Below are 20,748 nucleotides of genomic sequence, written 5' to 3'. Positions count from 1 at the left end.
TGCTCCAGGTGCGTGCGGATCGTCGCCTTGCTCAGGTTCAGCAGCTTCGCCGCCTCGCTGTTCGACACGCCCTTGGCGATGAGCTGGAGGATCTCCTTCTCTCGATCCGACAGCGGCTTGAGCGGGGACTCTTCCTCGGCCACCGCCACGGGCTCAGGCACCGCCTCGGGCGCGGCCTCCACCTTGGGCGCCGGTGCCGCCTCGGGCGCGGCGGGGCGCGGAGTGGCAGGCAGCGGCGCGCCGTCCGGATCCACCCGGAAGTGCCGCAGCAGCCGGCGCGCCAGGTTCGGCTGGATCACCGTGCCTCCGGCGCGCACCTCCTTGATCGCCTCGATGATCTTGTCCACCGGCGCGCCCTTGAGCAGGTACCCGGACGCTCCCGCCTTCACCGCCTCGAGGACTTTGTCCTCCTCGTCGAAGATCGTGAAGATGAGGATCTCCACCTTCGGGTAGCTGGCCTTCACCGCTCGCGTCACGTCGATGCCGCTCATGCGCGGCAGCCCCAGGTCCAGCAGGAGCACGTCCGGCATCATCTTCGGCACCTCCTCGAGCGCCGCCTCGCCTGACAGCGCCGTGCCGATGATCTCGATCTCCTGGTGGCCCTCCAGCAGCCGGAGCTGGTTCTTCAGGATCTTCGTCTGGTCCTCGACCACGAAGACGCGGATGGGGGCAGTCGTCGGCTGGGCTTCCACGGGGGCTCCGGTCATCACGAGGGGTTGCAGGGAAGGGAGAACGACACCAGCGCTCCCGCGCCGGGCGCCGAGTCCACGATGATCTCGCCGCCGAGCTTCATCGCGCGCTCGCGCATGTTCAGCAGGCCGTAGTGTCCGCGCGGCGTCTTCTTCGGATCGAAGCCCTTGCCGTCATCGCGCACCGTCAGGTGCACCCGGCTCTCTCCGAAGTCCAGCTTCACGCTCACCACCCGGGCCTGCGCGTGCTTGGCGGCGTTGGACAGGCCCTCCTGGAGGATGCGGAACAGCGCCAGCTGCGCGTCCGGAGGCAGCTTGCGCGCGGCCCCCGAGCGCTCGAAGCGGATGTCCAGCTGCGTCCGGTCCGCGAACGTCTTCACGTAGTCCTCCAGGCCCTGCGTCAGCTCGAAGTCCTCGCGCATCATCCGCAGGTTGCGCCGCAGCTCGTCGATGGACTCCTCCGCCGTCGCCTTCAGCTCGCCGATCTCCTCGCGCAGCGGCCCGTCCTTGGCCAGCCCCAGGATGTACTCGGACTGGATGATCATCGACGAGAGCGAGGCGCCCAGCCCGTCATGGATCTCTCGGGCCATCCGGTTGCGCTCCTCGACGATCGCCAGCTCCTTCAAGTCTCCCTGCAGCTCCACCACCTCGCGGTGCGCCGTGGCCTCGCGCTCGTTCAGGTACACCACCACGTAGACGATGATGAAGTTGAGCGCCGAGTACCACAGCAGCGTCAGCAGCTCGATCGCCGTCACCGAGCGGTTGAGCAGCAAGTCCAGGCGTGTCGTCACCGGCAGCGCCAGCAGCGGCGGGAGGATGGCCAGCGGCTTGGGGTAGAGGATGGCGAACAGCGTGGTGAACAACAGCTGCGTGGCCAGCAGCGGGCTCTGCAGGCCGCCGCCCACCTGGGGCTTGACGATCAGCACCACCGCCGTGCTCAGGTCCAGGCACAGCGTCAGGTACGTCACCCAGCGCCCGGCCTTCGGGTGATCGATGACCAGGAAGTTGGCGACGCTGTAGAGCAGCATCGCGAAGTACCCGGCGAAGGCCAGCGGCCCGTTCAGCCCGAAGTAGCCCGACCAGGTGGGCACCGCGAGGATCAACAGGCCCAGGGTCAGGAACATCATCCGCGCGTAGAAGAGCGCGCGGGCCCGGGCCACGAAGCGATCCTGCTCCCAGGACGCGGCGGCCTGCTCCGCGGACACGCTGTCCGTGAGCTTGCGGCGCTGCAGCACCGTGCGCACCCGGGCGCGCAGGTCGTTCGCCGGTTTCTCCCCGTCGCGGGCGAGCTCAGTCTCGGTCACACGGGCAGCTTAAGGGAGCAACCGGGTTTCCGGGAATCCTCAGCCGCCGCATGCTCCCTCGCAGCCCGAGGGAGCACCTGGCTGTGGCCTACTTCTTCTTCTGGGGAGGCGCCTCCTTGGAGGCGTGGGCGCAGGCCTTCTTCGCCTCGGGCTGGCGCTCGTAGAAGTAGTCCAGGCGATCCCGCGTCTCGCCGGTGCGCTCGTCGAAGAGCGGCGTGCCGCCCGCGTATAGGGTGCCCTCGGCGTTGCCGTACTTGTCGAGCTTCTTGTCCTTCGCGAACTTGTCCACGCAGCTCTCCTGCGCCTGCCGCTCCGCGTCCGAGGGCGCCCCCGGGGAGCTCCCGCCCGCCAACGTCTTGCCCCCGCCGGCGCCCGTGTCCGAGCTCCCGCCCGTGCCGGTGTCCTGCTTCATCGCTCCGTCGCCCGTGCCTGGGGTGGGCTTGAGATTGCCCGTGGGGCCGCCTGCTTCCTGGCCGATGGGCGTCTTCGTCGCCTGGGAGACTCCCGGGGCAATGGGGGTCCCCTCCGTGCTGGAGGAGGGGGTGGCAGGATCCTCCGGAGGCCTGGGCTCGCCGGAGCCGTGGCAGCAGGAGGCCATCAGGAGGGACAGCGAAAGGACGAGCGCGCCGGTCAGCTTTTTCATATGTCCTGCCTGGTCCGCCCCGAGGGCTGGACGGTGAGCCGGTGAAGTGTGCTACCGAGAGTGGGACGTCGCGGCGCCGGAATCTATTCGTTCGGTCCTCCCTGGGAAGCTGCGCAAGAGGAGGAGTGTCACGTGAGCCGCCTTTTCGAGGCGCGAGTGTTGGTGGTAGGCGCGGGCGGGCTTGGCTGCCCGGCCTCGCTCGCCCTGGCGCACGCGGGAGTGGGCCACCTCACACTCGTGGACCCGGACCGGGTGGACGTGACGAACCTCCACCGGCAGCTCTGGCACCGCACCTCGGACGTGGGCCGGCTCAAGGCCGAGTCCGCCGCCGCGGGCCTGGCGCGCGCCTTCCCCGAGCTGAGCACCGAGGCCCTCGCCGAGCGCGTGGACGTGGACAACGCCGAGGCCCTGTTCCGCGCGCATGAGCTCGTCATCGACGCCACCGATGGCACGGCCACCAAGTTCTTCCTGTCCGACGTGGCGGTGCTCACCGGAGTGCCGCTGATCTACGGCGGCGTGCTGCGCATGCAGGGGCAGGCCCTGCGCATTGATCCGGAGGGCCCGTGCCTGCGCTGTCTCTACGAGGCGCCGCCCTCGCCGGACGAAGTGCCCACGTGCGCGCAGGCGGGAGTGCTCGGCTCCATGGCGGGGCTGGTGGGCTCGCTCCAGGCCATGCTCGCGCTGGAGCGGCTCTCGGGCGTGGCGGGCCCGGCTCGCGGCGAGGCCGTGCTGCATGTGGTGGATGGGGCGGCGCTCTCGGGGCGGACGGTGCGCGTGCGCCGGGCGCCGGACTGCCCAAGCTGTGCCCCGGGCAAGCTGCCCACGCTCGTTTCCCCCGAGGAGGCCGCGCGATGCACGACGTGACGGCGACGGTCGACATCACCCGCGAGGTCTGTCCGATGACCTACGTGCGCACCAAGCTCAAGCTGGAGTCGCTCGCGGACGGCGCGGTGCTGGAGGTGCTCCTCAAGGGCGACGAGCCGCTCAAGAACGTGCCTCGCAACGCCCGCGAGGAGGGGCACGAGGTGCTGGCGCTGGAGGCCCGGCCGGATGGCTCTCACCGGTTGCTGCTCCGAAAGCGTGGGAGGTGAGCATGGCCCTGCGTGAAGAGCAGATCCTTCGCTACTCGCGGCAGATCCTGCTGAGGGACGTGGGCGGCCGAGGCCAGGAGGCGCTCCTGGAAGGAGGGGCGAGGCTCGAAGGCTCCGGGCCCGCTGGGCTCACGGCCGCGGCCTACCTCGCGGGTGGCGGGACGCCCGTGGTGGGCTCGGAGTCTCGGCTGGCTCCGGCGGCCGTGGGCTTCCTGGCCTCCGCGGAGGACGTGGGGCGCCCGGCCTCCGAGGTGCTGGCCCGAGTGCTCCCGGACGTGAACCCGGACGCGGCCGCGCCCCACGCGGGAGGCCGGATCGCCGAGCTGCCCGCGGCCTGGAACGGCGAGGCGCCGTGGGTCGCGCTCGGAGGCGATGGGACTCGGGGCGCGGTGGTGTTCCGGGGACGCCAGGGCTGTGTCTGGTGCTTCGGAGAGACCGTCCGCACCCTGCAGGCGCCTCCCATGGGCGTGCTGGGCGTGGCGCTCGGAGCCCTGGGGGCGCTGGTGTTCCAGCGGCTCCAGCTCGGAATGGGACCGGAGCTGGGAGGCCGGTGGCTGGCGGCCCCCGGACAGGTGCTCGAGCTGGAGCTCCACCGGTGCGCGAAGTGCCGCGAGGCAAAGTAGGGACATGGGCGCCCCTCTCACGCCGAGCGGCTCCGACAAGGCGTGGGAGCTTCCCCCGGACTTGTCGGAGATCATCCGACACCTGGAGGCTTCCTATCCCCAGGAAGGCTGCGGAGTGATCCTCCGGGCCGGCTCGGCCGGAGCCTGGCGCATCCACTGCCTGCCCAACGCCTATGATCGATACCACGCGGCGGATCCGGTGCGCTTTCCTCGCACCTCACGCACCGCCTACCTCTTCGAGCCCCAGGACTGGCTCGCTCTCCTCCAAGAGGCGGACGCCCGAGGCGAGCGGATCGCGTGTGTGTTCCACTCTCACGTGAATGGAATCGCGGACTTCTCGGCCGAGGACCGGGCCCAGGCGGCGCCTGCCGGCCTGCCCCTGCTGCCAGACATATCCTACCTTGTGGTTGCCGTGACGGCCGGCCGAGCCACCGAAGCGCGGCTTTTTCAATGGGTTGAGAGAGATTTTCTGGACCGTCCGGTTCCACTCCCAACGTAACTTCGTGAAAACCCGAGTCGGAGCAGGCACTTGGCCGGTTGGCTCCCCCACCTGCGGAAAGGTGGGCGTCAATTGTCAACCGCAGGGGTTTTCGTCTATAACGCGCCCGACTTTTTCAGCCGCGCACACACGGAGCGTTCAACCGCTTCGAGCGCAGGGAGTTTGCGTCCATATGCCCAGCACGACTGGTTTCACGCTCTGGCTGACCGGCATGCACGGTACCGGTAAGAGCACCTATGCCTCCTACATCGCCGCCCGGCTGCGTCAGGTGGGCCGCAACGTGGAGATCCTCGACGAGGGCGAGCTTGGCGACGATCTCTGGCAGGGGCTGGGTGACAGCAAGGAGGAGCGCTCCCTCATCTGCCGGCGCCTGGGCTACGTGGCCCAGCTGCTCACGCGCAACAACGTGGCGGTGATCGTCCCCAGCGTCAGCCCCTACAAGAGCGTGCGCGAGGAGAACCGCCGCGTGATCAGCAAGTACGTGGAGGTCTACGTCGACTGCCCCACCGAGAAGCTGATCGAGCGCGACTCGACGGGCAAGTACAAGAAGGCGCTCAGCGGCGAGATCCCCAACTTCATCGGCATCACCGAGCCGTATGAGCCGCCCACCTCGCCCGAGGTGACGATCCACTCCGACACGGAGAGCGTCGAGGACGGGGCGATGAAGATCTTCCAGTCGCTGCTGGATCTGTCCCTGGTGACGCAGGACGAGCTGAAGATCATCACCGGCAAGAAGATGAAGGCCAACCCGCTCTCGAAGAAGGCGCGGCAGGCCGAGGCTCCGGCCAAGGCGGAGAAGGCGGGCAAGGGCGCCAAGGCCCGCCCCGCCACGCGAGCGGCCCGCGTGGCCAAGCCGGCGTCCCCGAAGAAGGGCCCCAAGCGCAGCAAGTAGGCTCCAGCGCTCCTTCCCAGCCGAGGGAGCGTCCGATCAGCACCGAGGGCCCCCGGGTTGCGCGTGCAATCGGGGGCTCTTTCCTTTAGGAGAGCGCCATGCTGAGCCCTGAGAAGATCCAGGCCCTGTGCGACGCCTCCCGCCCCAAGCTGGAGGCCATGCGCGCCGCGTTGCGCGCCCAGGGCTCGGCGCTGGTGGCGTTCTCCGGCGGGGTGGACTCCACCTTCGTGCTGAAGATCGCCGTGGAGGAGCTGGGCGAGCGAGCGCTGGCCGTCACCGCGCTGTCGGCCTCGGTGGCCCCCGAGGAGGAGCAGGAGGCCCGCGAGCTGGCGGCCCGCCTGGGCGCTCGGCACGAGGTGGTGAGCAGCAACGAGCTGGCCAATCCGCGGTACGCGGCCAACCCCACCAACCGCTGCTACTTCTGCAAGACGGAGCTGTACGACTTGTGCGAGGCCCGCCGCCAGGAGCTGGGCTACGCGGTGGTGCTGGACGGCTTCAACGCGGATGACTTCAAGGATCACCGGCCGGGGCACAAGGCGGCCAAGGAGCACCGCGTGCTGTCGCCGCTGGCGCAGGCGGGGCTGACCAAGGACGAGATCCGCGCCTGGAGCCACCACCTGGGGCTGCCCACGTGGGACAAGCCGCAGATGGCGTGCCTGGCCTCGCGCATTCCGTACGGCACGGCGGTGACGCGAGAGCGCCTGTTCCAGATCGCCAGCGCCGAGTCCGAGCTGCGCCGGCTGGGCTTCCGGCAGTTCCGCGTGCGCTACCACCAGGAGGTGGCGCGGCTCGAGCTGGCCTCCGAGGAGTACGAGCGCTTCTTCTCCGGCGACGTGCGCGAGCGGATCAACACGGCGCTCAAGGCGCTGGGCTTCAAGTTCGTGGCGCTGGATCTCGAGCCGTTCCGCTCGGGCCGGATGAACGAGGCGGCGGGCGTGAAGCCGCAGGCGCAGAGCCAGGGCTTCGCGCTGCCCGTGGTGAGCTGACCTCCGCGTGCGCGCGCTGCTGCTGAGCCTGCTGCTCACGGCGCCCACGCTCGCCAGCGCCGAGTATTACGAACACCACCGCGCGCTCAGCCTGCTCGGGGGCCCGGGCCTGGGCTACACCAACGCCATCCGCGGCAGCGGGGCGGAGACGGGGCCGGGCCTGCTCCTCGACGTGGGCGGCAGCCTCACCGTGGGCGATGATCAGGACGAGGCCTTCCTCGTGGCCCGGGGCGGACTCGGAGCGGCGGGCAGGGGAGGGGTGCTGCTGGGCGGCTTCCGCAGCGTCTTCGGCCGGGACGAGTGGCAGACCTTCTTTGATCTCGGCGCCGCCGTGCGGCTGTTTTCTGGGACGTGGGCGGGGCCTCGCCTAGGGTTCGGCCTGCGCCGCACGCTCACGGATCGCCTCTCCTTCTATGGGGGGCTCGGACTGTCGCTCGGGTTCGGATCAGGAATGCGCGTGGACACCGAGGCATCGATCGGCCTCCAGTGGAGCTTCCCGATCGGATCCCGGTGACTTTTCTTGCGATCCGAAAGTGCTGTGAGATGGTGTGCGCAACTGTAGGAGGTTCCGCACTTGGACACACAGCCCCGCCTCACCTCAGTGGTCTTCCGTCTGTCCCGCGAGAAGCTGGACGCGCTCAAGGAGTTGTCGCGCAGCACGCGCATCCGGCAGAGCGAGTACCTGCGCGAGGCGATCTCGGATCTGCTGACGAAGTACGAGGATCGGCTCGTCGATTGATGAGCCCTCACCCCTCGGGCGCGCCGAGGAAGGGTGGCCCCTCTGGCAGTCCGGGGGGCGCGGCCCGCTCGGCGGGGGTGAAGGGATCCAGCTCGGGCGGGTAGCGCACCTCCCAGAGCACGAGCCCCGCCGCCGCGGCCTTGAGTCCGGGGATGGCCTCACCGGACTCGAGCGCGGCGCGCCAGCGCTCCTCGGGCAGTCCTCCCGCCGCGGTGAGCAGCGCGGAGCCCACGAGGTAGCGCACCTGGTAGCGCGCGAAGGCGTCCCCTCGGAGGATGAGCTCGAACAGGCCTCCTCCCAGCTCCTTCACGGTGGCGGACTCGAGCGTGCGCGGCTTGCGCGGGCTGGAGCTCTCGTGGAACGCGCTGAAGTCCCGCTGGCCCACCGCCATCCCCAGCAGCTCCGCGAGCCGCCCGGGAGCAATGTCGTACGGCGCCAGCCGGGGCTCCCGCGCCACCTCCAGCACATACGGCAGCCACTCCGGCGCCACCTTCCCCGCGAGCTGCACCCGGTAGCGGTACGTCTTCCCCGCCGCGCTCCACTGCGAGTGAAAGGACGGGTGAGGCCGCCGCGCCACGCACAGGCCCAGCTCGGGCGGGAGCCGAGCCGGCAGGCGGGCGGCGAGGGCCTCGGCGGAGTCCCCGGGCTGGAGCCTCAGGCTCACCACCTGCATCCGAGCGTGGACGCCCCGGTCCGTCCGCCCGGCGGGCATCACCCCCCCGGAGGCTACACCTGCCTCTCGCAGCGCACGCTCCAACACCTCCTGGACGGTGGGCCCCTCGGCCTGGCGCTGGAAGCCCCGGAAGGTTCCACCGCGGTACCAGCTCCACAGGCAGGCGGGAATTCGCTTCAAGGCAGGCTCGGGGCAGGAGGGGCGTTGCGATACGGAAGAGGGCCAAGGATACTTCGCCTCCAATGTTGGCCGGACAAGAGCGCGATACGGAGCTGAGCGAGCAGGAGTGGTTGTTCCGCCAGGGCGATCTCGTCCTCGGACCCCTGAGCGGACAGCAGCTCGTGGAGAAGCTGTACACGGGCGAGATGACCGCGGACACCCTGATCGCGCCTCCGGGCGCGCGGGCCTTCGCTCGCATGGGCGACGTGGAGGACTTCAAGGTCCACGTGGCCCGGGCGCAGGCGAAGGCGAGGGTGGACGCCGAGGTTCGCGCCGAGCGCGAGCGCACCCTGCGCAAGCGGTTGATCCTCGGCGGCATCTCGCTGGCGGTGACCGCGGCGCTGGCGATCGGGGCCTGGCAGGCGGCGCGCTGGGCGGCGGTGCACGGCACCGGCAGCGAGGAGGACGAGTTCGCGGGCATCACCGTGGATCTGCCCACCATCACCCTGGCCCAGGCCCGCCGGGACGATCAGGATCTGATCGCCTACCCGACCAACTCTCCGCGCCCGGAGAAGACCCCCACCGAGCCCCGCCCGAAGCCTGCCGCCACGCCGAGCACGACGACGCCCAGCACGTCGGCCGCGGCGGTGGCCTCGAAGACGGAGAAGAAGCCCGCCGCCAGCGCCACCGCCGATCCGGACGGCCTGCAGGTGGCCACCGAGTTCGATCAGGGCGCCATCAACAAGGTGGTGAAGAACAACCAGAAGACGCTCTTCCGCTGCCTCAAGGAGGAGGCGGAGCGCCAGCCGGGGCTGTTCGCCAAGGTCCCCATCGAGTTCGTCATCGGCAACGACGGCAAGGTGTCCAAGCTCTACGTGGACAACCCGCAGTACAAGAAGGGCCCGCTGTACGACTGTCTCCTGACCGAGCTGCAGAAGTGGCCCTTCAAGGCCTACAACGGCGAGCGTGCCTCGGTGGGCCTGGCCTTCACCGTGGGCAAGAAGGGGTAGGGCCGGGAATTGTTGCCCGGACGGGGCGGCTGAGCGATACAGCGCCCCCCATGGCGACCGCTGTCGAAGCCGACCTCCAGTCCAAGGCGAAGTCCGTTCCCCCGGGCTCCTTCCGGCACACCGTCCTGCTTGCGGCCAAGCGCTTCAAGTCCACCTGGGCCGAACTGGGCAAGCTGCTCGTCCAGGTGCGCGACGAGGCCCAGTACGAGCAGTGGGGCTACGAGTCCTTCGAGGCCTACTGCCTCAAGGAGCTCCACATCCGCAAGCAGACGGCCCTCAAGCTGACGCGCTCCTTCAGCTTCCTGGCCAGGCACGAGTCCCCCGAGGTCCTCAAGGACGAGGAGTTTCCCCAAAGGGCCCCCGCCTTCGAGGTCGTCGAAGTCCTCGCGGACGCCGCGGACCGGGGTCAGCTCTCACCCTCCGAGTACCGTTCACTGCGCGACAGCATCTGGAACCCGGAGAAGCCGGCCACGGAGCTGAAGAAGGAGTTCACCGAGCGCTTCCCTCGGCCGCCCGCGGAGCCGCCCCCGGAGAACCTACAGGTGCGCCGGCTGGCCCAGGCCGCTCGGAAGCTCGCCAGTGAGCTGTCGGGCTGCCGGAAGGTGCCCTCCGCCATCGCTGAGCGGGCCACCGCCCTGGCCGAGGAAGTTGAAGAACTCGCCGCGAGCGTGACGAACGGCTGACCGACTGTTATCGAACGCTGGCCCACCCCTGGGGCGGTGGTTCGACCGAGAGAAGTCGTTGTTGGGCTTCCTGCGGGTCGGGCGGGGGCCTATATTTTGTCGCGGACGGCTGTTCGAGACGTGGGCAGCTGGTCGAGCGGGTGTGTGTGGCGGTGAAGTAGGCTCCGGGGGACCGGGGTCCGGCGAACTCGGAGGCAGCAGTGAAGAAGGAGCACCACGTCAACCTGTCCTGTTCGTTCTGCGGCAAGTCGCAGCGCGAGGTCCGCAAGCTCATCGCGGGCCCCACGGTCTACATCTGCGACGAATGCATCAAGCTGTGTAACGACATCATCGCGGACGAGAACGAGCGCGAGGAGGGCAAGCCGCAGGTCAGCTTGCCCACGCCCACGGAGATCAAGGCGTTCCTCGACGACTACGTGATCGGCCAGGACTTCGCCAAGAAGGTCCTCGCCGTCGCGGTGTACAACCACTACAAGCGCATCTACCAGAAGAAGAGTGCGGCGCGGCCTCGGCCCGGGGTGAAGGCCCAGGGCAACGAGGACGTGGAGCTGAGCAAGAGCAACATCCTGCTCATTGGCCCCACGGGCAGCGGCAAGACGCTGCTGGCGCAGTCGCTGGCGCGCTTCCTCAACGTCCCGTTCACCATCGCGGATGCCACCAGCCTCACCGAGGCCGGCTACGTGGGCGAGGACGTGGAGAACATCATCCAGAACCTGCTCCACAACGCCGACTACGACGTGGAGAAGGCCTCGCGGGGCATCGTCTACATCGACGAGATCGACAAGATCGCCCGCAAGGGCGACACCCCGAGCGCCACCCGCGACGTGGGCGGCGAGGGCGTGCAGCAGGCCCTGCTGAAGATCATCGAGGGCACCCGGGCCAACGTCACGCCGCGCGGCGGGAAGAAGTACAACCAGCAGGAGTACGTCCAGGTCGACACGACGAACATCCTGTTCATCTGCGGCGGCGCGTTCCACGGCATCGACGGCATCATCAAGCGCCGCGTGGGTGAGAAGGGCCTGGGCTTCGGCGCTCGGATTACCCACCGCGAGGAGCGCAGCGTGGGTGAGCTGCTGGCCATGGCGGAGCCGGAGGATCTGATGAAGTTCGGGATGATCCCCGAGTTCATCGGCCGTCTGCCGGTGGTGGCCACGCTGAACGATCTGAAGGAGGACGATCTCGTCACGATCCTCACCCAGCCGAAGAACGCCCTGGTGAAGCAGTACCAGAAGCTCTTCGAGATCGAGAAGGTGAAGCTGTCCTTCACCAAGGAGTCGCTGCGGGCGATTGCGCGCGAGGCGATGCGCCGCAACTCGGGGGCGCGCGGCCTGCGGGCCATCCTCGAGGACGCGATGCTGGACATCATGTACGACGTCCCGTTCCGCGAGGGCGTGAAGGAGTGCAAGATCACCGAGCAGGTGATCACCAAGCACGAGCCTCCGCAGATCACGCTGGAGAAGATGGAGAAGAAGACAGCGTAGGCTCCTGGCGAAGGAGCGCCTCGTCCGCCGCTCGGTCCCGCATGGATCGAGCGGCGTTCGCGTTTCGAGGGGCTATACTTGCCAGTGGGCCATGAACGGACACGGGTGGATAGCCAGCGCTCGGTATGACGGGGTGTTCTTCTTCGGCACCGCTGCGCTGTCGGTGCTGGCGGGGACGCTGGTGCTCGTGGCGCCGGCGCTCGTCGTCCCGGTGTGGTGGCTGTGGCTGGGGCTGGTGGATGGGCCCCACTTCGCCGCCACCTGGTCGCGCACCTATCTGGATCCGAACGAGCGGCGCACCCGAGGGCCGCTGCTGCTCGGGAGCTTGATCTGGGTGCTGCCGGGGTTCGCGGCGCTGGGGCTGAGCAAGGCGGCGGGCTCGACGGCCCCGTTCGATCTGTACCTGGGGTTCGCCACGCTGTGGGGCATCCACCACGCGGTGCGCCAGCACTTCGGGATCATGGCCATCTACCAGCGCCTCGGCGGAGCCAGCCCTCAGGCGCGCCGGCAGGACTGGTTCTTCCTGCACGGGACGATGTGGCTGCTGTTCGTCGTGTACCTGCTCACCTTCGCCACGAACCGCACGCTGCTCGGGCTGCCCGCCGCGCCCTCTCCGCGGGAGCAGTGGGCGGTGCGAGCGCTGGCCGCCACCTCCGGGGTGGTCATCCTGGGCTATGCGGTGCTGCTCGTCCTGCGCTGGCGGCGGGGTGAGGCGCTGAAGCCCGGGCTGTACGCGCTGCTGGTGGCGGTGGGCACTTCGGTCTTCGGCTACTTCGTCGTCGGCTCCTTCGAGCCCCTGGTGCCCAACCCCTCCAACGCCGAGCAGCTCTCGTTCGCCGTGGTGCTCGTGGGCGGCTCGCTGCATGGCATGCAGTACCTGGGCATTGTCTTCGCTACGGGGAGGCGCCGGTACGCGGGGAGCTCGGAGACTTCGCTCGCCGCGCGGCTGGGCCGAGCGCCGGTGCTCGCCTATGGCGGCCTGGTGGCGGTGTCGTTGCTCTACCTCCTCATCAACGCGTGCCGTGGAGCCTCGCCCGTGCTCGCGCTGTTCCCCTTTGACTCGGACGCGGCGAGGCTGTTCCTCGCGCTGTACTGGGGCGGGGCGCTGCACCACTACTACCTGGATTCGAAGATCTGGCACCCCCGGCGCGATCCGGCGCTGCGCAAGGAGCTGGGCATGGCGGACTCGGCGCCGTGAAGACGATTCCTTCGCGCTTGCTGGGAGGGGTGCTCCTGGTCGTGTTTGTCCTGCATGCTTCCACGAAGGACCTCGTGCACCTGCAGGAGATGCTCTGGCTGTGCCACGTGGGCACGGTGGTGATGGCGATTGGGCTGATCGCGGGGTGGCATCGCTTCGTGGTGGCCGGGTTCCTCGTGCACCTGGGCTGCGGCACCATGGGCTGGATACTCGATGCGCTGGCGACGCACGAGACGACGGTGACCTCGGTGCTCGCCCACCTGTTGCCGCTCACCTTCGGAGCCCTGCAGGTGAGAAGCAAGGGCTGGCCGAGCGGCGTGGTGCTGCCCGCCTGGCTCTTCTTCTCGGCGTGGGTGCTGAGCTGTCACTGGTTGACGGAGCCCGCGCTCAACGTGAACCTCTCGCATGCGGCCTGGGGGCCGCTGGCCGATGTGATCGGCGGCGTGTGGATCTCGGGGGCGATCAACTCGGGGCTGATGCTGGTGGGGTTCTCGCTGGTGAACGCGGTGATGCGCCGGTGGGTCCCGCGTCCCCGAGCGCTCGCGGTAGAGTCTCCTCCGGGGTGAAGCAGCCGCAGGGGTTCTTCAAGGAGAAGGCTTCGGATGGAGACCACGCGCAAGGCTGTGGCGACGAGAGGCCGGTTCCTCGTCGCGATGCGACCTGAGCCCGCGGCCGCGGAGGATACGCGGGACATGGCGCGGTTGCTGGGGCTGCGCCCGGACCTGATGCGGGATGTGCTGGGCAGCGCGCTGCCGCGGATCATCGGCTCACGCTCCACGCTCGAGGAGGCGGAGTCTCTGGCGCGGGTGCTCACGGCGCGAGGGCGCGAGTCGATCGCCTGGGATCGCGAGCTCCCGCTGATCTCCGTGTTCCCGGCGGAGCGGCTGCTGATGGAAGGGGCCCAGTTCATCCTGGAGCAGCGAGGCCGGAGGCGGCTCATCCTCCCGGCGAGGGACATTCACCGCATCGTCGATCTCCGCCTCCGGACGGAGCAGCCGGGCGGAGCCCCTGGCAAGGCGGGCCTGTTCAGCGGGGCGAAGGCCGCTGCCGGCGCGCGTGATCAGTTCCCCGATCGCGCGCTGCTGTTCGTGCCGGAGCTCGGACGAGGCGAGCCCGGGGTCCTCTCGACGCGCACGGTGGACACGGGCAACGCCCCCGTGGCGGGGATTGCCGCCGCCCAGCTCGTGCAAGAGGCCGTGACGAAGGCCCGAGCCCTGGTGCGAGATCGCGTCATGGAGGTGCGGACCACCGCGGCGGCGCTCGGCCTGGAGGAAGCTGGCGGAGATCCGCTGGACCGGGCGCTTCAGCTCCTCGCGAGGCTCCCGCCGACTCCGGCCACGGCGCCGGGGAGGTGAGGGGACAGGCTCAGCGCTTCACCTTTACGCGGAACACCTCTCCGCGCTGGGAGACCTCGACGCCCTCGGCGCGCAGGCGGCGAGCCTGTTCATGCCCCACCTCTGGGGCCAGCGTCCCGTCCGCGCGGATGACGCGCCACCAGGGCACCGCGGGGCTCTGCAGCAGCCGCAGCTCGTGGCCCACGCCGCGAGCGGCTCCGGGCCGTCCCGCATAGAACGCCACCTGGGAGTACGAGCGCACCTCTCCCCGAGGAATCGCGCGCACCGCGCGCATCACCGCCTCGGAGAAGGATGGGGGCCCAGCTTTCGGCGAGGACCGGGAGCCAGCAGTCTTCTTTCGGAGGGCCACGGGCCGGGGACGCTACTCCAAAATACAAGCGGCGGTCCCGGCTCGTCCCAGGACCGCCGCGAGGCTTCCACCGCGAGCGCGACTACACAGCGCGGGTGCTGTTGTACGTCTTGATGACGTTGTTCCAGTGGCTGTCCAGCCAGGCCGACCCGGTCTTCTTGTACTGGGCGTCCACGGAGCCGCGCGGCGCGTAGACGGTGAGGCCGGTGGCCGCGTTGAACTTGGCCTCGCCCTTGGCGCCCTTCTCCGTGGTCGTCTTCGCCAGCTCGGCCAGCAGATCGTTGGCCGCCGTCTTCAGGCTGGCGTTGGTGGTGCTCGCCGCGAGGCGCTTGGCGAAGTCACCCAGGTCCATCTGGTCCGCGTCATCGAAGCGCAGCGCCTTGTCATACGCGGCGCGCACGGTCTTGTCTTGCAGGCCGCCCGCCTTGACCAGCGCGTCGCTGAAGCCGTTCAGCTTGCTGTTGAGCCCGTCCAGCTTGGACAGATCCGTCACCGACATGGTGGCGTTGTCCATGGGGCCGGCGGCGTAGGAGTCCTGCACGGCCTTGGCCACCTGCTCGGCGCTGACGTCGGTGCCGCTGGCGAACAGCTTGTTCATGCGGCCCAGCAGCTCCGTGTAGTTCCAGCCGGTGCCCGGCTCGACTTCCTCGCTGCCCACCAGGAAGTCCACGCCCGCGGCCTTGGCGGTGTCAGCCACCTCGGCGGTGGCCATCAGGCACGCGTCCGCCGAGAGGATGTCGATCTTCTGCGGCAGCCCGGTGAGCGCCTTCTGGAGCTCGGGCATGTCGATGCTGCTGCCCGGGTGGTCGTCATAGGAGACGCCGCGCCAGTCATTGCCGTGATCCCACAGGTCCACCATGTAGTGCTTGGACTGGGTGTTCTTCTGCACGTAGTCCAGCGCGGCGCGGAGCACCTCGGGGCTGCCGGTGTCCAGCTCGCCATTGCCCTTGGCCAGCAGCTTGCCCAGGTCCGAGTTCGGGTCCACCTGGATCTCGCGCGAGACGACCTTCTTGGAGTTGTTCGGATCCTTGGTCACGTACATGAGGCGCGTGCCGTTGGTCCAGTTGTTGGTGGCGTCCTTGCCGCTGCCGCCGTCCACCAGGGCGATCATGTTCAGCTTGCCCTGGATGGAGCCGCCGCCGGCCTCCATCTCGTTGAGATCGTCCTTGCCGAAGCTCTCCAGGTTGTTGTCCGCGTTGAGGTTGACGAACACGGTCCAGTCCGCCGCCGGGATGTCCTTGGGGCTCATGGGGCCGGTGCCCGGCGCCGGCGTGGGGCTGGGCGTGGGCTGCGGCGTCGGCTTGGTGCGCCGGCTCTCACCGGTCAGCTGCGCCGAGGCAGACGGGGTGGCCTTGGACTCGAACCCATCCGAGGGGCTCCGGGTGGCCAGCTGGTTGCCGCGGCTGGGCGGGAGCGCCTTGGTGCTGGGCGTGGAGGCGGCGGAGGGACGGGAGGAGGTGGAAGTGGTCGGGGAAGTTTGAACTTTCATGTACCTATTTTCGCGGGTACGCGCGTGGAGTTGCGTGTGGGATAAGTTTCTACACGCTTAGAAATTGAGAAGGGAAAGTGGCCTTAAATCAAGGGGTTGGATTTCACCGGGAGGCGGAGGCCTCGGACGGAGAGGCTGTGGAGGAAGCCTCGGCGGACTGGAGGAGCACGTGGTGCTCCAGCGTCTCGCCGGCGGTGATGGTGACGAAGGCCCGGTAGGGTCTCAGCGCCGGGTTGACGAGCTCCAGCTCATGCCGGCCCGCGGGCAACTCCAGCTCATGGAGGGGAGGCACACGGCCCTTGTCCTTACCGTCGACCCAGATCTCGGCCCAGCCCCGCACGATGAGGCGCAACGTCCCAGCCTGAGGGGAACCCGGCTGCTTCTCCTTGCTCCGGTTGGGGTGGACCGTGGCGGGACGGCTCGAGCCTGACGAGGGCTTGTGCTCTTCGGCGTGCTCGGTCTGCGCGGCCAGCACCACGTTCGCGCCCTGGGCGGCGGGTGCGTCCGCGCCCAAGGCCGGGCTCGTGGAGGGAGGGGTGGGAGCCTCGCTGGGCGCCAGCGTGACGGCTGGCGCAGGCACCACTGGGGTGGCTCCAGCAGCGTCGAGGGGCGCGACTGCCGGAGCCCCGGCGGCGCGGCCTGTCCTGGTTCCCAGCGCGTATCCACCTGCCGCCAGGAGCACGGCGGCGCCCAGGAGCGCGGGGAGCCACCTCAACGGGGATTGCGCTCGGGCAGGGCGCTGCTTCCGGGCGACGCGCACCGTCTCCGGCTCTGGGGAAGGCGCGGTGAGCGGCTTCTGAGGCACAAACTCGAGGGTCTCCTTGTTGCTGACGGGAACGCTGGGCCTGAGGGCGGGAGCCGGAGTCCTCTGCACCACCGGGGCCGGATCCTCCACGGTGTCACGGACCGGAGGCGGGAGCGCTTCGGTTCGGGGCTCGAGCCGGGTGACGAGCTGAGAGAGCTGGTACACCCCCACGGTCTTCCCGGTCGAGAGGATGAAGTCCTCCAGGGCGCCCTGGAAGGCCCTGCAGTCCAGGTAGCGCTGCTGGCGATCCCGAGCCAGCGCGCGGTCGAGGATGCGCTGAAGTGCCCCGGGGAGCTCCGGCCGGAGCTGGGCCGCGGGCACTGGCGGCTCGATGAGGATGGCCTGCATGAGGCTGGCATCCGTGGGCGCGTCGAACGGCTTGCGGCCGGTGAGCAGCTCGTAGAGGACGACCCCGAGGGCATAGACATCCACCCGGCGATCCAACGGCTCGGCGCGGAGCTGCTCGGGAGGCATGTACGCCACCTTGCCCTTGACGAGGCCGGTCCGGGTCTTGTGATTCTGGCCGGCGGCCTTGGCGATGCCGAAGTCCACCACCTTCACCGCGCCCTGGCGCGACACCAGGATGTTGTCGGTGCTGATGTCGCGATGAACGAGCCCGAGCGGCTGGCCACTGGCGGGGTCCTCGAAGTCATGGGCGAAGGCCAGGCCCTCGCACGCCGCGGCGATGATCCGGGCGCAGAGCGTGGGAGCCAGGCGGATGGACTGAGCGCGGGCCCGCTTCAGGAGCACGCGCAGGTTGGGCCCGTCGATGTGCTCCATGGCGAGGAAGTACTCACCCTGGGCCTCGCCGAAATCGAAGATCTGGACGATGTGGGGGTGGTTGAGCTGGGCGGCGAGCTTCGCCTCGGAGAAGAACATCTCCACGAAGGAAGGATCCTGGGCCAGGTGCGGAAGGATGCGCTTGACCACCAGCGTCTTCTGGAAGCCCATGGGGCCGGCGGCTCGGGCGAGAAACACCTCAGCCATGCCACCCGTTGCCAACTTACCGAGGAGCTCATATTTCCCGAGTTGCATAGTGATCACCACTGTCGACCTGGGCGGATAAACGCGGGAGCCCACCCCTCGAAGATCCGGGGACGTTGTGTCCAGGCGTGCACATGGCGCAGTGCGCAGCCGTGTCCTTCTGGACGAAGCCCGCGGCCGGTGGCGGTGGGGGTGGGACGCCTCAGGGGAGGGGTGATTCGCTGAGTTGTTGGAGCGCCCGCACCTGGAGTGTCGGAGTACACTCGGCCCATGGCAGAGGAACGGTTGCGGACAACGACGAGCCTGTGCGCGCGCTGTTTCCGCACGGTGGAGGCGACGCTCTGGCGCAGCAATGATCAGATCGTCATGCGCAAGAGCTGCCCGGAGCACGGCGCGGCGGAGGCGCTCATCTCGTCCAACGCCGCCTGGTACGAGTCGCTGATGGAGCAGGCCCCGGCGCTGCAGCAACCCGAGGCGCTCAAGCCAGTGAAGCAGGGGTGCCCATACGACTGCGGCCCGTGCACGCGGCACGAGCAGAAGGTGCAGCTGCCGATCGTGCCGATCTCCTCGGCGTGCAACCTGGACTGTCCGATCTGCTACACGCACAACCGGAACAAGGGCGCGTACCACATGTCCGAGGAGGAGCTGCGAGCCATCCTCGGGCACCTGCGGCGTGCGGCGCCGGACAAGCGCATCATCAACCTGACGGGAGGCGAGCCCACGCAGCACCCGGCCTTCGAGCGGCTGGTGGAGCTGTGCCGGGAGGAGGGCATCCACCGGATCACGCTGTCGACGCACGGGCTGCGCTTCCTGAAGGACGAGTGGCTGCTGGAGCGGCTGGCGAAGATCAACACGCGGATCATCCTCTCGTTCGACTCATTCAAGCCGGAGCCGAACAAGCAGATGCTGGGCGGGAGCCTGCTGGCCTCGAAGTTGAAGGTGCTCGAGCTGCTGGAGAAGCACGGCGTGGACACGACGCTGCTGCCGGTGCTGGCGCGGGGGTACAACGACTCGGAGGTGGGCGACTTCGTGAAGCTGGGGTTGGAGAAGGACTTCATCCGCAGCGTGGAGCTGCACACGATGACGTTCACGGGGCAGGGCGGGGCGCAGTTCGACCGGCGGGCGCGGTACACGCCCTATGACGTGCTGGCGGACCTGGAGCGGCAGACGGGCGGACAGCTCCGGGTGAGCGACTTCGTGCCGTCACCGGCGGCGCACCCGCTCTGCTACCAGGTGACGTACCTGCTGAAGCTGGGGGATGGGCGGTGGCTGCCGTATCCGCGCTTCATGGAGCGAGCGGATCTGCGAGCGATGCTGGGAGGCATGCTGTACCTGGAGCCGAGCCCGGAGATGGAGCAGCGGCTGCAGGACGTGATCAACCGGCTCTGGGCGGGCGAGCGGCCCTGCCCGGAGGCGCCCGAGGTGCTGTCCACGCTCAAGGCGTTGGTGGGGAAGCTGACGGCGCCGGGAGTGGGGGAGCAGGATCGGCTGCGGATGGCGGAGCGGAGCTCGAAGGCTATCTACCTGCACTCGCACATGGACGAGGAGACGTTCGATACGGATCGGATCCGCCAGTGCTGCGTGGGCATCCGAGAGCCGGACGGGACGAACATCCCATCGTGCGCCTACAACGTGCTGTACCGGAACCGGGACGACCGCTTCAACCAGAGGCCGGCGCCGCCGGTGACGACGCTGGGACCCGGAAGGCTCTGAGCCGAGGGAGGACAGGGTGGATACCAACGATTACTACGCGCTGCTGGTCCCCCTGTTCTTCGTGCTGATGGGGATCGAGGCGTGGGCGGCGAAGCGGCAGGGGCAGCGGGCGTACGTGCTGCCGGACACGCTATCGAACCTCTCGTGCGGGATGGGGCAGGTGCTGGTGGGCATCTTCACGGGAGGTTTCCTGCTGGCGCTCTACGACGGCTTCCAGCGGAACTTCTCGGTGGTGCATTGGGGAGAGGGCTCGCCGGTGCCATGGGTGCTGGCGTTCGTGGGAGTGGACTTCTGTTACTACTGGTTCCACCGGGGCTCGCACGCGGTGGGAGTGCTGTGGGCGATCCACGTGGTGCACCACCAGAGCGAGGAGATGAACATCTCGGTGGCGCTGCGGCAGCCATGGATCTCGGACATCAGCGGGCTGCTGTTCTTCTGGCCGCTGCCGCTGCTGGGAGTGCCGAGGGACGCGTTCTTCCTCGCGGTGGGCTGCCTATCGCTCTACGAGGCGATGATGCACACGCGGCTGATTCGCCGCACGGGAGTCTGGGGCTGGGTGTTCAACACGCCCTCGTACCACCGGCTCCACCACGGAAAGGACACGGAGTACCTGGACCGCAACTTCGGCTCGACGCTGATCGTCTGGGACCGGCTGTTCGGTACGTTCACGCGCGAGACGCACGAGCCTGCCTACGGCACCACGAGAGCGCTGGCGAGCTGGAATCCGCTCTGGGCTCAGTTCCAGCCGTTCATCGAGCTGGTGCAGCGCACGCGCCGGGCGCGGACCTGGCGGGACGCGCTGAAGATGTGGCTCCTGTCGCCGGGCTGGCGCGCTCCTGAAGAGGTCGAATTGCCGGAGCCATTAACACGTCCGGCGAAGAACGTACCCAACTGGCTCGCCGCATACGGAGTCGTGCAGTTCCTGCTTCTGTCGGTGGTGGGCTGCGCGCTCCAGTGGCTGGGAGGAGGCGTGGGCCTCGCCGGCTCGGCGGTGATTGTCGCGCTGGTGCTCTGGGGCACGGGAACGATCGGTGCCCTCTTCGAGGGAAGGCCTTGGGCAGTGCGGCTCGAGTTGTTACGCCTGAGCCTTTCAGCAGGCGTGTCACTCCTGGCAGTCTCACGCTTTGCGAGCGTATGGCTTGTGCTCACGGCTGCGTGCTTTGTCATCGGAGGTGTGGCGCTCCTGCTGCTCTCACCCAGAACAGCGCCACACACCGTGAAAATGCCACAGCCTGCCTCACGGTGACAGGCTGTATCAGCAGTACATGTCGCAGAAATCTACGCATCGGTAGTAATCTGAGTCGCACCCCTGATAACAAGAGCTGAGCGTTGCTTCATCCGCATCAGGTTGATAGCAGTTGGAAATGCACGTGCCTCGGTCGT

The 20,748-nt window shown here is 68.7% G+C and carries 23 protein-coding genes; 16 read left to right on the top strand and 7 right to left on the bottom strand.

All coding sequences use genetic code 11. The annotated features are described in order from the left end of the window. The 3 genes from ACJ8AT_RS08055 to ACJ8AT_RS08045 form a co-directional block, all read right to left on the bottom strand. The coding region (locus tag ACJ8AT_RS08055; protein WP_407737050.1) for a response regulator at positions 1-707 on the bottom strand (707 nt) is incomplete at its 3' end. Beyond that, positions 707-1,993 carry a sensor histidine kinase gene (locus ACJ8AT_RS08050; RefSeq protein WP_407737049.1) on the bottom strand — a complete coding sequence of 429 codons (1,287 nt, stop codon included), beginning with the start codon at positions 1,991-1,993 and terminating at the stop codon, positions 707-709. The genes ACJ8AT_RS08055 and ACJ8AT_RS08050, both read right to left, overlap by 1 nt. Before the next feature lie 88 nt (positions 1,994-2,081). Next, positions 2,082-2,636: a hypothetical protein gene (locus ACJ8AT_RS08045; RefSeq protein ID WP_407737048.1), complete on the bottom strand. Its 555-nt coding sequence runs from the start codon at positions 2,634-2,636 to the stop codon at positions 2,082-2,084. Positions 2,637-2,768: 132 nt separating this feature from the next. Between ACJ8AT_RS08045 and ACJ8AT_RS08040 the strand changes: the two genes are divergently transcribed. From ACJ8AT_RS08040 to ACJ8AT_RS08005, 8 genes are all read left to right on the top strand, one after another. Next, positions 2,769-3,500 (top strand): HesA/MoeB/ThiF family protein, encoded by a 732-nt coding sequence (locus ACJ8AT_RS08040; protein WP_407737047.1) that lies wholly within the window; start codon positions 2,769-2,771, stop codon positions 3,498-3,500. Then, a complete protein-coding gene (locus tag ACJ8AT_RS08035) occupies positions 3,488-3,727 on the top strand; it encodes a sulfurtransferase TusA family protein (protein WP_407737046.1) in 240 nt (79 codons plus the stop codon). The genes ACJ8AT_RS08040 and ACJ8AT_RS08035 overlap by 13 nt, the downstream gene beginning before the upstream one ends. A gap of 2 nt (positions 3,728-3,729) precedes the next feature. Further along, positions 3,730-4,350 (top strand): ThiF family adenylyltransferase, encoded by a 621-nt coding sequence (locus ACJ8AT_RS08030; protein WP_407737045.1) that lies wholly within the window; start codon positions 3,730-3,732, stop codon positions 4,348-4,350. A 4-nt stretch (positions 4,351-4,354) separates the two neighbouring features. Next, positions 4,355-4,849, top strand: coding sequence for a Mov34/MPN/PAD-1 family protein (locus ACJ8AT_RS08025; RefSeq protein ID WP_407737044.1), 495 nt, complete (start codon positions 4,355-4,357; stop codon positions 4,847-4,849). A 172-nt stretch (positions 4,850-5,021) separates the two neighbouring features. After that, the gene (cysC, locus tag ACJ8AT_RS08020) at positions 5,022-5,741 is read left to right on the top strand and encodes an adenylyl-sulfate kinase (protein ID WP_407737043.1); all 720 of its coding nucleotides are present in this window, start codon (positions 5,022-5,024) and stop codon (positions 5,739-5,741) included. 98 nt (positions 5,742-5,839) lie between these two features. Further along, positions 5,840-6,727, top strand: a complete 888-nt coding sequence (gene larE / locus ACJ8AT_RS08015) for an ATP-dependent sacrificial sulfur transferase LarE (protein WP_407737042.1) — start codon at positions 5,840-5,842, stop codon at positions 6,725-6,727. A 7-nt stretch (positions 6,728-6,734) separates the two neighbouring features. Next, the gene (locus ACJ8AT_RS08010; RefSeq protein WP_407737041.1) at positions 6,735-7,241 is read left to right on the top strand and encodes a hypothetical protein; all 507 of its coding nucleotides are present in this window, start codon (positions 6,735-6,737) and stop codon (positions 7,239-7,241) included. A gap of 60 nt (positions 7,242-7,301) precedes the next feature. Further along, positions 7,302-7,466, top strand: a complete 165-nt coding sequence (locus tag ACJ8AT_RS08005) for a ribbon-helix-helix domain-containing protein (protein ID WP_407737040.1) — start codon at positions 7,302-7,304, stop codon at positions 7,464-7,466. Positions 7,467-7,473: 7 nt separating this feature from the next. On the opposite strand, the gene ACJ8AT_RS08000 is transcribed toward ACJ8AT_RS08005, so the two are convergent. Next, positions 7,474-8,319 carry a tRNA pseudouridine synthase A gene (locus tag ACJ8AT_RS08000; RefSeq protein WP_407737039.1) on the bottom strand — a complete coding sequence of 282 codons (846 nt, stop codon included), beginning with the start codon at positions 8,317-8,319 and terminating at the stop codon, positions 7,474-7,476. A gap of 62 nt (positions 8,320-8,381) precedes the next feature. Here ACJ8AT_RS08000 and ACJ8AT_RS07995 point away from each other — a divergent pair, with 62 nt between their 5' ends. The 6 genes from ACJ8AT_RS07995 to ACJ8AT_RS07970 all read left to right on the top strand — a co-directional run bounded on the left by ACJ8AT_RS07995 (position 8,382) and on the right by ACJ8AT_RS07970 (position 14,025). Continuing rightward, positions 8,382-9,308 (top strand): AgmX/PglI C-terminal domain-containing protein, encoded by a 927-nt coding sequence (locus tag ACJ8AT_RS07995; RefSeq protein ID WP_407737038.1) that lies wholly within the window; start codon positions 8,382-8,384, stop codon positions 9,306-9,308. A gap of 50 nt (positions 9,309-9,358) precedes the next feature. Next, complete coding sequence (locus tag ACJ8AT_RS07990) at positions 9,359-9,991, top strand: hypothetical protein (RefSeq protein WP_407737037.1); 633 nt, start codon at positions 9,359-9,361, stop codon at positions 9,989-9,991. Positions 9,992-10,191: 200 nt separating this feature from the next. After that, complete coding sequence (gene clpX, locus ACJ8AT_RS07985) at positions 10,192-11,472, top strand: ATP-dependent Clp protease ATP-binding subunit ClpX (protein ID WP_407737036.1); 1,281 nt, start codon at positions 10,192-10,194, stop codon at positions 11,470-11,472. 91 nt (positions 11,473-11,563) lie between these two features. After that, the gene (locus ACJ8AT_RS07980; protein WP_407737035.1) at positions 11,564-12,670 is read left to right on the top strand and encodes a hypothetical protein; all 1,107 of its coding nucleotides are present in this window, start codon (positions 11,564-11,566) and stop codon (positions 12,668-12,670) included. Next, a complete protein-coding gene (locus ACJ8AT_RS07975) occupies positions 12,667-13,236 on the top strand; it encodes a hypothetical protein (RefSeq protein ID WP_407737034.1) in 570 nt (189 codons plus the stop codon). The genes ACJ8AT_RS07980 and ACJ8AT_RS07975 overlap by 4 nt, the downstream gene beginning before the upstream one ends. A gap of 36 nt (positions 13,237-13,272) precedes the next feature. Then, positions 13,273-14,025, top strand: coding sequence for a hypothetical protein (locus ACJ8AT_RS07970; RefSeq protein ID WP_407737033.1), 753 nt, complete (start codon positions 13,273-13,275; stop codon positions 14,023-14,025). Positions 14,026-14,035: 10 nt separating this feature from the next. On the opposite strand, the gene ACJ8AT_RS07965 is transcribed toward ACJ8AT_RS07970, so the two are convergent. The 3 genes from ACJ8AT_RS07965 to ACJ8AT_RS07955 form a co-directional block, all read right to left on the bottom strand. After that, positions 14,036-14,374 (bottom strand): MGMT family protein, encoded by a 339-nt coding sequence (locus ACJ8AT_RS07965; protein WP_407737032.1) that lies wholly within the window; start codon positions 14,372-14,374, stop codon positions 14,036-14,038. An 82-nt stretch (positions 14,375-14,456) separates the two neighbouring features. Continuing rightward, on the bottom strand, positions 14,457-15,863 hold the full coding sequence (locus ACJ8AT_RS07960) for a clostripain-related cysteine peptidase (protein ID WP_407737031.1): 1,407 nt from the start codon (positions 15,861-15,863) through the stop codon (positions 14,457-14,459). Between the two features lie 103 nt (positions 15,864-15,966). Next, positions 15,967-17,703 (bottom strand): protein kinase domain-containing protein, encoded by a 1,737-nt coding sequence (locus tag ACJ8AT_RS07955; RefSeq protein WP_407737030.1) that lies wholly within the window; start codon positions 17,701-17,703, stop codon positions 15,967-15,969. 219 nt (positions 17,704-17,922) lie between these two features. Between ACJ8AT_RS07955 and ACJ8AT_RS07950 the strand changes: the two genes are divergently transcribed. Both ACJ8AT_RS07950 and ACJ8AT_RS07945 read left to right on the top strand, forming a co-directional pair. After that, positions 17,923-19,365 (top strand): radical SAM protein, encoded by a 1,443-nt coding sequence (locus ACJ8AT_RS07950; RefSeq protein ID WP_407737029.1) that lies wholly within the window; start codon positions 17,923-17,925, stop codon positions 19,363-19,365. A 16-nt stretch (positions 19,366-19,381) separates the two neighbouring features. Then, entirely contained in the window at positions 19,382-20,611 is a 1,230-nt protein-coding gene (locus tag ACJ8AT_RS07945; RefSeq protein WP_407737028.1) for a sterol desaturase family protein, read from the top strand. The last annotated feature ends 137 nt before the right edge of the window (positions 20,612-20,748 follow it).

This window comes from Hyalangium sp. (genome assembly GCF_045802625.1).
In the GTDB taxonomy this organism is placed as follows: Bacteria; Myxococcota; Myxococcia; order Myxococcales; family Myxococcaceae; genus Hyalangium.
The sequence above is the reverse complement of the archived record's forward strand: the minus strand, read 5'-3'. Positions and strand labels throughout refer to the sequence as shown.